General features: G+C 33.8%; 8 protein-coding genes. 7 read left to right on the top strand and 1 reads right to left on the bottom strand.

The window, feature by feature from the left end; genetic code table 11:
- Positions 1-30: 30 nt before the first annotated feature.
- The 5 genes from IEV84_RS02230 to IEV84_RS02210 all read left to right on the top strand — a co-directional run bounded on the left by IEV84_RS02230 (position 31) and on the right by IEV84_RS02210 (position 6246).
- A complete protein-coding gene (locus tag IEV84_RS02230) occupies positions 31-1572 on the top strand; it encodes a glycine--tRNA ligase (RefSeq protein WP_188491988.1) in 1542 nt (513 codons plus the stop codon).
- Between the two features lie 332 nt (positions 1573-1904).
- On the top strand, positions 1905-2768 hold the full coding sequence (locus tag IEV84_RS02225; protein ID WP_229732573.1) for a LytR/AlgR family response regulator transcription factor: 864 nt from the start codon (positions 1905-1907) through the stop codon (positions 2766-2768).
- Between the two features lie 352 nt (positions 2769-3120).
- Positions 3121-3378 (top strand): hypothetical protein, encoded by a 258-nt coding sequence (locus IEV84_RS02220; protein ID WP_188491986.1) that lies wholly within the window; start codon positions 3121-3123, stop codon positions 3376-3378.
- A 120-nt stretch (positions 3379-3498) separates the two neighbouring features.
- Complete coding sequence (locus IEV84_RS02215) at positions 3499-5553, top strand: tetratricopeptide repeat-containing sensor histidine kinase (RefSeq protein WP_188491984.1); 2055 nt, start codon at positions 3499-3501, stop codon at positions 5551-5553.
- Positions 5554-5559: 6 nt separating this feature from the next.
- Positions 5560-6246: a response regulator gene (locus tag IEV84_RS02210; protein ID WP_188491982.1), complete on the top strand. Its 687-nt coding sequence runs from the start codon at positions 5560-5562 to the stop codon at positions 6244-6246.
- Positions 6247-6446: 200 nt separating this feature from the next.
- Here the strand turns inward: IEV84_RS02210 and IEV84_RS02205 are convergent, their stop codons facing one another.
- Positions 6447-6923 (bottom strand): regulatory protein RecX, encoded by a 477-nt coding sequence (locus IEV84_RS02205; RefSeq protein ID WP_188491980.1) that lies wholly within the window; start codon positions 6921-6923, stop codon positions 6447-6449.
- Between the two features lie 216 nt (positions 6924-7139).
- On the opposite strand from IEV84_RS02205, the gene IEV84_RS02200 reads away from it, so the two are divergent.
- Both IEV84_RS02200 and IEV84_RS02195 read left to right on the top strand, forming a co-directional pair.
- On the top strand, positions 7140-10349 hold the full coding sequence (locus IEV84_RS02200; RefSeq protein ID WP_188491979.1) for a RemA C-terminal-like gliding motility protein: 3210 nt from the start codon (positions 7140-7142) through the stop codon (positions 10347-10349).
- A gap of 298 nt (positions 10350-10647) precedes the next feature.
- Entirely contained in the window at positions 10648-14223 is a 3576-nt protein-coding gene (locus IEV84_RS02195) for a beta strand repeat-containing protein (protein ID WP_188491978.1), read from the top strand.
- The last annotated feature ends 77 nt before the right edge of the window (positions 14224-14300 follow it).

Here is a 14300-nt window from a genome sequence, read left to right as displayed (position 1 = left end):
TAAACTCACTTTTTATATTTTTGCACCACTATGGCAAAACAAGAAGATATTTTTAAGAATGTAGTTTCGCATGCAAAAGAGTACGGATTTATTTTTCCGTCAAGCGAAGTATACGATGGTTTAAGTGCGGTTTATGATTATGCACAAAACGGAGTAGAGTTAAAAAAGAACATCCGTGAATATTGGTGGAAAGCAATGGTTCAGATGAACGATAATATTGTAGGTCTTGATGCCGCAATATTAATGCATCCAACTACCTGGAAAGCTTCAGGACACGTAGATGCATTTAACGATCCATTAATTGATAATAAAGATTCGAAAAAACGATATAGAGCCGATGTTTTAATTGAAGATTATGCTGAGAAGCTAAATCAAAAAGCAATTAAAGAAATCGAAAAAGCAAGAGTCCGTTTTGGAGATGCTTTCAACGAAGCTGAATTTGTTGCTACAAATGCCAGAGTAGTTGAATATAAAGCTAAAGAAAGAGAAATTCTGGAAAGAATGGCTCGTTCTTTAGGAAATGATGATTTGGCTGATGTAAAAGCATTGATTGAGGAATTGGAAATTGCCTGTCCGGAATCAGGTTCCAGAAACTGGACTGAAGTAAAACAGTTCAATTTGATGTTTGGTACTAAATTAGGTGCTTCTGCTGATTCGGCTATGGATTTGTATTTGCGTCCGGAAACAGCTCAGGGGATTTTTGTTAATTTCCTGAATGTTCAAAAATCAGGAAGAATGAAGGTTCCTTTTGGAATTGCTCAAACGGGTAAAGCGTTCAGAAATGAGATTGTTGCAAGACAATTCATTTTCCGTATGCGTGAATTTGAACAAATGGAAATGCAGTTTTTTGTACGTCCGGGAGAAGAAATGAAGCATTATGAATTCTGGAAAGAAGCGCGTTTAAAATGGCATTTGTCTTTAGGTTTAGGAAGAGAAAATTACCGTTTCCACGACCATGAAAAATTAGCGCACTACGCCAATGCTGCAGCGGATATTGAATTTAATTTTCCTTTTGGTTTTAAAGAATTAGAAGGAATTCACTCTCGTACTGATTTTGATTTAAAAGCACACGAACAATATTCTGGTAGAAAATTGCAATATTTTGATCCTGAATTGAATGAGAACTATGTTCCTTATGTGGTGGAGACATCTGTTGGATTAGACAGAATGTTCTTAGCTGTTTTTGCTACTTCTTTAAAAGAAGAAACTTTGGAAGACGGTTCTACAAGAACGGTATTGAAATTACCTGCGGTTTTGGCTCCAACAAAAGCAGCTGTGTTGCCATTGGTTAAAAAAGACGGATTGCCGGAAATTGCACATCAAATTATTGCAGATTTAAAATGGGATTTTAATGTAGCTTATGATGAGAAAGATGCTGTGGGACGTCGTTACAGAAGGCAAGATGCATTAGGTACGCCATTTTGTATTACAGTAGATCATCAAACTGTGGAAGATCAAACGGTGACAATACGCCATAGAGATACAATGAAACAGGATCGTGTTAAAATAGCCGATTTGAAATCAATTATAGAAAGCGAAGTTTCAATGAGAAACTGGTTGATGAAAATGTAAGCATTTTTCATCTTTAATAGCAAAAGGCTCACCGTTTTGGTGGGCCTTTTTTTTGTTTTACAGAGTGTTTTGTAGGAAATGGTTGTAATAATTTGTTGCTAAAATAAAGTTTCAAATGTCCTTTATCGGATTTATTTACCCTTTGTCAATTAGTATTAACACTTCATCGATTTCTATTGTGAACTAATTATAAGAATGACTTAAATGTGTATTTTTAGATTCTAGAATATTGGTTTTTTTTACTAAATATTCAGTATAGTTTCCCCAAAACTACCTCATTAATTTTCTGATAAGTGGTTGAAGTATTTATATTTCAAGTGCTATAGCTATTTATGCCTAATCATTGGGAATTGCCATATATGAATTATTCATACATCATAATTGATGATAATCAAGAAAGTGCTCAAAAGACGAAAACTATCACGGATGGTTTTTCAGAGCTTATATTTTTGGGTATTGCCAGTAATTATGATGAAGGGCTTAATTTAATTCTGGAACACAAACCAAAATTAATTTTTCTTGAAATTGAACCTGCTGATAAAAAAAGTAATTTATCGTTGGCGCTTATAAGTGAATTGTATAGATACTTAAATGTAGTTCCTAAAATTATTGTGACAACTTCTAAAAAAGAATTAGCATTTGAAGCTATTCAATATGAAGTGTCGGACTATTTTATCAAGCCGGTTACTCGCTTTGATATGGTGAAATCGTTGTTGAAAATTGGAAAGTCTAATAAAACGGATTATGCGGAGCCTGTATATGTTACTCCTAAAATAGTAGAAGCTGAACCAGATGAAATTATTGTTCCAAGTGTGGTTCGGGCTGAAACTCTCGGAATTCAGCATGAACCTCTTATATTGTGTGTTAAATCTTATGGTGATTATAGGTACATAGATACCAGAGATATTGCTTATTTTCAGGCAGATAATAATTCGACTGATATTCATTTAATCAATGGTGAAATGGTTACGGCTTTTAAAACGCTTAAGCTTTTTGAAGGAGTTTTGCCTTATCCTTTTGTTCGTATTCATAACAGTTATATTGTTAATAGTAATTGTATTTCCAGAATACACACCGGTAATGCATTGTGTTACATTAAAAACACAGCAATAAAATTACCTTTCTCTAAATCCTATAAAGCAAATATTGATCTTATTATTTCCGAAATATCAAACGGAAATTACTTAGAAATCTAAAAAAGTATATCCATAGCTTTATTATAATAGTGTTTGATTTCCAGAATCCATACCGGAAATACAGTTGCTATATCAAGAATTCCGCGGCTAAAAATACCATTCTCTAAGTCAGATAAGACTAATATTGATCTTATTGTTTCTGAAATTTCAAATGGGAATTATTTAGAAATTTAAAAAATAGCCATTCACCAAGATTTGAGGTTCATTCACTCACAAACAATGTCATTCTACCATAAACGCCTGAAAACACGACAGAAATACGGGTAAGCTATATAATTTTACTACAAGAAAAAGCAACAAAGCGATTTCAATAAACAAGTAAAAAAGTATAAAAACATAAAAAACCCAAATCATGAAAAAATCTATCGTAACAATCGGACTTTTCTCTTTAGTGATGATCTTAACATCTTTTACAACTTCTTCAACTAATGAAGGAGGGACAAGAAAAATTAAAACAGACAGTTATATATCAAGTGACGAAGGTGGAACTAGAAAAATTAAAACAGATAATTTTACATCAAGTGATGAAGGCGGAACAAGAAAAATTAAAACTGATAATTTTACGTCAGGTGATGAAGGCGGAACAAGAAAAATTAAAACTGATAATTAATTAGAAATATATCAGTTTTTTAAATATAGAATTTAAAATCATAAAAAAGCTACCTAAATGGTAGCTTTTTTTATACAGCTAATTTAAAATTAGTATTTTTGGTCAAATTGAAAATTACTATTGAAAACAAATACTGTTAAATTAACTTTTTGGATATTATTGTCTGTCTTTTTGGGATGTACTCAAAAAAAGACAGATAATCAATTGATTCAAACATCCAATGATAGTCTTCCAGTTTATTTTACTTTAGCCAATGATTTTAATTTATCAAGACAGAAAAGATTAGAGTATATTAGGAAAGCTAATGATATTGTGATTAGCCATAAGAATGATTCTCTTAATAGAGTAGATCTTTTTAAAATAGCCAACAGATATTATAATATTGGTGACTGGAAAGAATATAGTAAGACAGTAAATTTAGTTCTAAATAATTCTGAAAATGCTGGTGATACTATCAGTATGGCTAAAGCTTATGGTTATTTAGGCGATTATTATCTTCGAAAATCAATTTCTGATTCGGCTTTTTTGTATTATTATAAGGCAGAAAAAATCTATGCTACATTAAATGATAATTATCAGCTTGCAAGAACAATTATCAATAAGGCGGAATTGTTATTTAGAGTAGGTGATTTTATTGGGAGTGAAAAAGAAGTGTTTAAGGGACTTCGAATAATTAAAGACGATGAAAATGAGGTTGCAAATGAAATTAATTATGATGCCAATAATATGTTAGGTATGGTTTATAATGGTATGGGAGAGTATGAAAATGCAATTTCATATCATAAAAAAGCATTGGAAGTACTTGATAAAATGCAAATAATAGGAATAAGTCAAACCAAGGCAATTTCTTACTTGAATCTGGGCTTGGTTTATGTGAAATTAAAGAATTACAAAGTTGCAAGTGATTATTTTTTAAAAGGAATTGAGCAGCAAAAAATGGATAATCAGGATCCTAGTGTTTACGCATTGCTTTTGGATAATTTGGGTTATTCAAAGTTTAAATTGGGAGAGAATGAAGGGTTGCCTGATTTGCTTTATCAGTCTTTAAAAATAAGAGATAGTTTAAAACTTAATTCAGAAATCCCTGTAAATAAAATACATCTTTCAGAATATTATCAGTCTAAGAATAATCAAGCAAAATCTTTACAGTTTGCAAAAGAAGCACTTGTTTTGGCTCGAAAGATGAATATGCCTCGTGAGACTTTGCTTTCTTTAAAACAGATTACGGCTGTTGATCCTCAAAACGCTTCGAGTTATACAAAAGAGTATATTCGTATTAATGAAGAATTGCAACAATATGAACGTAAAATTGGAGAGAAATTTTCCCGCATACAATACGAAACAGATACGATTAAAGGAGAGTATTCGGATTTAGAGACTAAAAATCGGAATCTGGTTTATTTCTTTAGTGGTTTGACTATTTTGGGACTCTTTTTGTATATCATTAAAGCACAAAAAACTAAAAACAGAGAGTTGCTGTACAAACAACAGCAACAAAAAGCCAATGAGGATATTTATAACCTGATGATTTCCCAGCAAAATACCATCGAAGCCAATAGGGTAAAAGAGAAAAAAAGGGTAGCTCAGGAACTCCATGATGGTGTTTTAGGCAGAATGTTTGGCGTGCGTATGAATTTAGAAGGTTTGAATCAGTTTAACGATGATTTAGCTGTTGATCAGCGAAATGCTTATTTGTCTGAATTGAAAAATATTGAGCAGGATATTCGTGAAATTTCACATGATTTGAATAGAGAAAAATCAGAATTAATTAATAACTTCGTCGCAATCGTTGATAATCTTTTTGAGGAACAACGAAAAACATTTTCTTGTAAATTGTTTTCCAGTATTGATTCAAATATAAAATGGGATTTGGCTGTCAATTCAGTAAAGATCAATTTATATCGGATTATTCAGGAATCATTGCAGAATATTAATAAGTATGCCAATGCAACAACTGTTAAAGTGGAGTTGAAAAAACAGGGAAATAATATCGAATTAACTATTGTTGATGATGGAGTTGGTTTTAATGTTAATTTGAAGAAAAAAGGGATTGGTTTACAAAATATGATTTCGCGTGCTAAAGAATGTAATGGAGAATTTCATGTGAAATCTAAAAAAGGAGAAGGTACAACAATTACGGTTATTATTCCGTTAGAAACAACAACAAATACCTAATAATAAATGACAATTGAAACTGCTGAAGCAAAGCTCAAAAAGAACATCTTAATTGTTGATGATCACCCTTTTATTATTCAAGGCTATAAAAATGCCATCACCCGATATGAACCTAATCGATACGAATTTTCTATCTTAGAGGCTAAAGATTGTGAGTCGGCTTATCACGTGATTACAAATCCTGAAGTTAGTTTCGATATTGCTTTTTTAGATATTAGTATGCCTTCTTATGAGGCAATGAATCTTTATTCCGGCGAAGATTTGGCAAAGTTGATTTTGGAATATATGCCAAATTGTAAGATTATAATGCTCACTATGTTTACAGAGTTTTTAAAGTTAAAAACTCTGATTAATAATGTAAACCCAAGAGGTTTGGTAATAAAAAATGATTTAACATTTGATGAATTATTGCACGCATTTGATAAGGTTATTAAAGATCAAATTTATTACAGTAAATCTATTTTGGCAATGTTAGAGTCTCATGATAATTCCATTGAGATTGATTTATTCGATAAGCAAATATTATTTCATTTGTCCAAAGGAACCCAAATTCATGATATGCCACAATTTATTCCAATATCGTTAAATGCTATTGAATCCAGAAAGTTAAATCTTAAAGAGCTACTGAATGTAGTAGGAGCAGAGGATGAAGAACTTGTAAAAGCTGCTAAAAATAAAGGGCTGATTTTTTAATTTTCCAAATTAGATATTCATTTCGATCTAAGATATGAAGTAAAAAAGACCAATATTGTTTTTCAGTATTGGTCTTTTTCTATCTAAAATTAGTTTTACAAAAGCACCGTTATTCTGTTGTTGTTTAAATTGCTTAGATAATTGGTGTGCGATGTCTTTAGTTAAAAAAAGCGAATTGATTCCGGATGGTTAAATAACTCTTATGATTCAGTATTTTCTAATTCCCGGACTTTGTCATAAATAAGATTACTCTCAAATCCGCGTCTTAGCATAAAATCGCAAAATTTCTTTCGTTTTTTGAGTAAATTTTTTTCCTGAATGGATTCCCAATGCCTGTTTGCCAGAGTGTCAAAAGTGCTGTAATATTCTTCGGAACTGATTTCTTTCAAAGCAATAGTAATCAAAGTTTGATTAATGCCTCTGAACTTTAATTCATTGGTAATACGGGTTTTTCCCCAATGTTTGATACGGTGTTTTCCTCGGGCAAAACTACAGGCAAAGCGCTCTTCGTTTAGAAAATTATCCTGAATGAGATGGGTTATTATTTGGTCGATTTCATCCGAATCCATTTTCATACTACGCAATTTTTGTTCCACTTCTTCGTGACAACGTTCCTGATAAGCGCAATAATGTTCTATTTTATGAATGGCTTCTTTGATCGTAAACACTTCTTTCATTTTATAATAGCATTCCGGATTTAGTATCAGGTAAATGTAGCGATATTTTGTTGCAGTTTACGGCTTTTTTCACGTATGAATTTACAGGAGTAAAAAAAGGTCGGTTAGCGGTAAAATTTGCCGATTGTCGATTTTGTTTTAAGTACTGATTATTAATGTTTTACTTTAAAGGGTTTCTTTTTTGTGAGAATTAAGTGTTTTTTAATCATCTTATTTATGAGAATAACTTTACTCAGGATTGCTCTGGTTTACATCCTTTTAATCTTCTGTTTCAATATGTCAGCTCAGTGCAGTTTGACTACATCAACTAATTCAGGTTCTCTAAGTTGTGGTAGTGGTGTTTTAAGTTCGTGTAATGGTACTATAACTATAGGAAGCGGAACGACACCTATAACCTTGACCATGGATGCCGATTTAGATTTGACAACATGTGGTGTCGTTCAGTTGGTTGTTAATAATGCAACACTTGATTTTTCTGTGGCAAATAAACGGTTGTATCTTTCGGAGGGTTCATCGATTGTATTTGTAAATGGAGGAAGTTTATATCCTTCGGGCGGTACAGGCGGAGGTTGTACAGGCAATGACAGGGTTTATATTGGCGGGGTTTTATTAGCTGCCTGTCAGGGTAGTGCCGGTTTGCTGGGTTTTGATGATTTAATTTCTTTTGGAGGGACAGGAAGTGCAAATTCCAACACGCCGGTTTGCTCAGGAAATACCATTAATCTTTCGGCAACATCTCCTCCTGTTGGTACTTACACTTATTCCTGGTCTGGTCCCGGTCTCAGCGCAACAACTTACAGTAGTAATGCCAATTATTCTTTGACAGCTACAACAACTCCTGTTACAGCCGGTGTTTATACAGTAGCGATGAAAAGAGCATCAGATAGTAAAATTATTACTGCTACCACGACTGTATCAGTAATTGAGACACCAGTTATAACCACTCAGCCTGTTAATCAATTGGATTGCGAAGGTGCTTCGGTTAAATTTAAAGTAATTGCTTCGGGTTCTGGTTTGACATATACCTGGCAACGAAAGCGACCTACAGATTCAGGTTTTACAACTATTTTAGACGGTACAGACAAAACCAAAAATGCTTTGACAAACGAAATTACCGTTGAAAATGTGAGTAGTGCCCAATATCCTGATGGTACACAATTTCAGGTAATTGTATCTAATGGCAATTGTAGTGTGACTTCTAGTGCAGTAACTCTTACTGTAAATGAAATTACTAATGTTTCCGGTGGTACAAATGTTAAGCAGTGTTTTAGTACTAATTATTCTTATACTGTTACGACTTCTTATCCTGCGAATGTGCTTTCTTATCAGTGGAAAAAATCAGTTGCTTCTGGAGTTTGGGATGAAATTAGTGATGGAGGGGCTTATTCGGGAGCCAAGACTGCTACATTGAATATTACCGGAGGAACTCCGGCTGAATCCGCAGAATATCGAGTTTATATTACTTTTCAGGCTTCGGGTGCTGATTGTAATGTAGCTAGTTATACCAGAACACGTAAGATTACTTTTTTACCTCAGTTGACAACTCCGGTAATCACTATTACACAGCCAACATGTTCAGTAAAAACGGGGACTATTACAGTAACTGTACAAAGTATTACCGATGAATATAGTTTTGATAACGGAGTCACTTATCAAAGTAGTAATGTCAAGTCTGGTTTAGCTGTAGGTTCGTATAACGTTATTATTAAGAATGAAAAAGATTGTCTGTCTCCAATAACGTCTTGTCAAATAATTAGTGAAACTTCAATCTGGGATGGAGTCAGCTGGCTCAATGGACTTCCGGATACGACCAGAGGAATTGTTTTCGAAGAAGATTTTAATTCAACCTCAGATATAGAAGCCTGTTCCTGTGAGCTTACCAATGGAGCAAATGTAGTTATAAACAGTGCTCATACATTACGGGTGGTTAATTCAGTTGATGTTACTAATGGCATTTTAACTTTCGAAAACAATGCCAGTTTGGTTCAGGTAAATGATGCTGCGGCAAACACAGGAAATATTAACTATAAACGTTATACTGCTCCTGTAAGGAGATACGATTTTACGTATTGGTCTTCACCGGTTGCAGGACAAACATTGAAAAATCTATCACCCAATACTTTATATGATAAGTATTATGGTTACAATCCCAATACGGGTTGGGCGATTTATTATCATGGTGCTAAAGTAATGGATCCGGGAAATGGATATTTAGTGCGGGCACCTCAGGATTTTAGTCTTTCTACAGCTACAATTGATTATAATCCGCTTTTTATTGGTGTTCCTAATAATGGTGCGTTTAATTTATTGCTATCGGGAAGCAAAACCTATCTTTTAGGAAATCCATATCCGTCGGCTATTGATGCCGATACTTTTTTAGATATAAATTCAGCTGTTTTAGAAGGGACACTTTATTTTTGGACACATAATACCGCACCAAGTAATACCATCTCAGGTTCTTTTGCAGCTAATTATTCTGTTGATGATTATGCAACTTACAACAGAACAGGAGGAGTTGGTTCTCGTGTTTCTTCTGCAGAAGCTGCAGCTACCGGAGGATTTGTGCCAACAGGTAAAATTGCAGCGGGGCAGGGATTTTTTGCTCCGTCAAGTACTAATGGAGGAACATTGATTTTTAATAATAGTATGCGGGTTTCTGGTGGAGCTTCGGGGACAAATAATTCGCAGTTTTTTAAACTCAACAGAAATTCTAAACCGACTGCAACCGCTCCAGTAACAGAGAAAAATAACGTTTGGTTGAATTTAACCAACAATGAAGGCGCTTTCAAACAAACGCTGATTGGATATATAACAGGGGCTACCAATCATTATGATGCAGGTTTTGATGGTGTAATTTATGATGGAAATCAAATGGTTGATTTTTATAGTGTGAATCAGGGTGCACATTTATCTATTCAAGGACGCGCTTTGCCTTTTGTACAGCAAGACAGTGTGTTTTTAGGTTATAAATCAACAATTAAAGGTGAGTTCCAAATTAGTATTGATCACACAAGTGGAATTTTAGACAATCAACAGCTTTATTTAGAAGATAAAGAATTGAAAGTAGTACATAATCTTAGAAAAATGTCTTATACTTTTAGTACCGAAAATGGAGAGTTTAATAATCGTTTTGTAATGCGTTATGCAGCTAATGATGAGGCTGAAAAAGAAGCGGCGATAGAAGCGGTTTCTAATAATGAAGAAGTTGTTGTTTCAGTATTGAGTAATGTAATCAGTGTAAGTTCAGTAGATAATTTGATTGCAGAAATCAGGATTTATGATGTCACGGGAACAATGATTTTCCAAAAAATGAAAGTGTCGGCTAAAGATGTTTTAATCCAAAATCTGAATATGGCTCATCAGGTATTGCTTGTTAAAGTAGTTTTGGAAAACAGTGATAGTATTGTGGCAAAAATTGTCTATTGATTGTAGAGCCATCCCCAAAATAGTATTTCAACTCGTTATCCTGATTATGAAAATAGTCAGGATTTTTTTTTAGATGAATAGAATGTTTAAGAAGGATGAGAAATCAGTGGATTGTTCTCTGAATCCTTTGTTTACAGGGTGTTTGCAAGTGTTAAATATGCACTTCAACGAGAAAACAAGTACATGAACGTTTTTAGTTTTTGGAACAAGAAATTACATTTAATCTTGCTTCATAATTCATTTTTATGGATTGAAAATTAAAGTTTTAAGGCTTGTGCCTGCTCCAAATAGATATTTTATGAGACTAATTTTACCTAAGAAATTTTTTTTTATATTTTTAATTGTTTTGTTTTTTTCTGTTGAAGGATTTTCACAAACATATACAATAACAGGAAATGTTAATGCTTCTAGTTATAGTTGTAGTACATTTTCAGGTTATAATGTTATAAGTATAGGAAATGGAACAACTACTACGGTATTAACAATTAATTCTGGCTTTGATTTAAGTTGTCTAGGGCAGATTAATTTTGTTGTTAAAAATAATGCTACAATTTTGTTTGAAAATGGAGCTAATGATAGAATTACACTTGCAGAGGGGTCAACTATTACTATTAATTCTGGAGCAAATATTGATGGAGGAAATCAATGTACAGCATCTGATAGAATTTACATAGGAGGTTTATTAGTTTCCACTTGTAATGGTCAAGCAAATTCAAATTCTAGTTTTGATGATTTAGAATCATTAGGAGGTACAGGTTCAGTAAATTCCAATTCTCCCGTTTGTGTTGGTAGTTCAATTAATTTAACGGCAACACCACCACCAAATGGTACTTTTACTTACTCCTGGACTGGACCTAATTCATTTACAAGTACGTCTCAAAACCCAACATTTACTGCTACTGCTTCAAGTGGAGGTGAGTATAATGTAGTTATGACAAGAACTTCAGATAGTAAAAAGGCTTATGGTCGAGTTGCAGTAACAGTTAATTCTCTTCCTACCGTGGCAGCTATTGGAGGAGAAGCAACAACAGTATGTGTTAATACGTCAACATCAGCATTTACAAATACAACATCTGGTGGAACTTGGTCAATAACGAATGGTACAGGTACAGCTAGTATAACTACAGGAGGAGTTGTTACAGGTATGACAGCGGGAACTGTAACTGTAAATTATACGATTTCTAATGGGACTTGTTCTAATACTGTTACAAAAAGTTTAACAGTTAATGCTTTACCATCTGCTGGTTTGACAAGTAGTGATGCCGATAATACATTTTGTTCCGGTACTTCAGTTACTTTTACAGCTACTGGAGGGACAAATTATAATTTTAGAGTTGGAGGTTCAAGTGTTCAAAATAGTACGTCCTCTACTTATACTACCACAGCTTTAACTAATGGGCAAGTAGTTGATGTTATAGTTACTAATGCTTCTGGTTGTACAGCAACTAGTTTAGGGATTACTAATACAGTTAATAATTTACCATCTGCTGGTTTGACAAGTAGTGATACCGATAATACATTTTGTACTGGGACTTCAGTGATTTTTACAGCTACGGGGGGCACAAATTATAATTTTAGAGTTGGAGGTTCAAGTGTTCAAAATGGTACGTCCTCTACTTATACTACCACAGTTTTAACTAATGGGCAAGTAGTTGATGTTATAGTTACTAATGCTTCTGGTTGTACAGCAACTAGTTCAGGTATTACCAATACAGTTAATGCTTTACCAACAGCTGGTTTGACAAGTAGTGATGCTGATAATACATTTTGTTCCGGTACTTCAGTGACTTTTACAGCTACCGGAGGGACAAATTATGATTTTAGAATTGGAGGTTCAAGTGTTCAAAATGGTGCGGTCTCCACTTATATTACCACAGTATTAACTAATGGTCAGGTAGTTGATGTTATAGTTACTAATACTTCTGGTTGTACAACAACTAGTTCAGGTATTACCAATACAGTTAATAGTTTACCATCCACCCCAACAGCAGGAACTCCAACAAATCCAACTTGTACAGTACCAACAGGAAGCGTAGTTTTGAGTAATTTACCAGCATCCGGAACTATTACTCGAACAGGAAGTTATAGTAATGATTCTTATGTAATTACTGGTGGTGGAAGCCAATTGATTACCGATCTTTTGCCAGGGGTTTACTATTTTGCGGTTACCAATGGAAGTTGTACTTCGAATACTGTAACAGTTACTATTGTTGCTCCTGAAACAAATACCTGGTCAGGTTCCTGGTCAAATGGGGCCCCTACAATTAATCAAAGATTAGTTTTTGCTTCAGATTACACCAATGCAAATGATGTTGATATCGAAGGCTGTTCTTGTCAGGTTACGGGAACAACTATTGTTACCATAAAATCAGGGCGTACATTAAAAATTGAAAATGGAGTTGAGGTTCAGCCAAATGCGAAATTGATTTTCGAAAATGATGCGAGTTTAGTTCAAATGAATGATGCCGCTGTAAATTCTGGAAATATCAATTACAAACGCCATACTGGCTTTGTAAAACGTTATGATTTTACCTATTGGTCTTCGCCGGTTACTTCTTTAGTAGATCCACAAACTTTAAAAAAATTATCTCCTAATACGCTTTTTGATAAATACTATAGCTATAGTCCAACTTCGGGATGGAAAATAGAATATAATGGAACTGCTATAATGGAAAAGGGACGTGGTTATATTATTAGAGCACCGCAAACATTTAGTATTACTGTACCTGCTGTTGATACAGCTCCGGAGTTTGTTGGAGTACCTAATAACGGATTGGTTTCTTATGAAGTGCCCTCTAGTTTAGTAAACCTGATAGGAAATCCTTATCCGTCGGCTATTGATGCAGATAAGTTTATAGCTGCAAATTCAACTTCATTAGAAGGGACACTTTATTTTTGGACTCATAATACATCGCCAAGTAAAGACATTGCAGGAGATGCTATTTATAATTATACCACAAATGATTATGTTACTTACAATAAAACAGGAGGGGTTAATCTCGCTACAGGTAAAATAGCAGCAGGTCAAAGTTTTTTTGCACCTTCAACTGCAACCGGAGGGACAGTAGTATTTAATAATGCTATGCGATATACTGATGGACAATCTAATTATGATAATTCACAGTTTTATAAATTGAGTAGTACTTCCAAAACAACTGCTAAAGCTACGGCTGAAACCGAAAAAAGCCGAATTTGGTTGAATTTAACCAATAAAGAAGGTGCTTATAAGCAAATGTTAATAGGCTATATCGCCGGAGCGACTAATGATTACGATCGCGGTTTTGATGGTGTGAGTTATGATGGGAATCAGTATGTTGATTTTTACAGTGTGAATCAGGGGACAAAATTGTCTATCCAGGGGCGTGCGGTACCTTTTGTAAAGCAAGACAGCGTGGCTTTAGGTTATAAATCGACTATAGTGGGTGAGTTCCAAATCAGTATCGATCATACTGATGGTGTATTGTCTTCACAGAATGTTTTTTTAGAAGATAAAGATTTAAATATCCTTCATGATCTTAAAAAAGGAGCTTATACTTTCAGTACTGTAAAAGGAACATTTAAGAATCGTTTTGTATTGCGTTATGTAGATAAAAATGCTGTTGAACCGGAACCAGTGATTGAAACACCTCAGGTTGATGAAGTTGATAAAACGATTATGGTTTCAGTGAATAATAATGAAATTACAGTAAGTTCATCTGAAGATTTGATTTCGAAAATCATTATTTATGACGTTTCAGGAAAAATAATTTATCAAAAGGAAAATGTATCTGCCAATGATTTTGTGATCCAGAATTTGCTCTCTAGTCAGCAACTTCTTTTAGTAAGCTTAGTTCTTGAAAATGGCAAAACAATTGCAACAAAAGTGCTTTACTAGTTGAGAGACCTTTTAAAGATTGTAAAAAAAAAATGACCGATACTGAAAAATCAATATCGGTCATTTTTTTATAGTCT

This window comes from Flavobacterium palustre (assembly GCF_014639535.1).
In the GTDB taxonomy this organism is placed as follows: domain Bacteria; phylum Bacteroidota; class Bacteroidia; order Flavobacteriales; family Flavobacteriaceae; genus Flavobacterium; species Flavobacterium palustre.
This window is presented reverse-complemented; position numbering and strand designations above follow the sequence as displayed.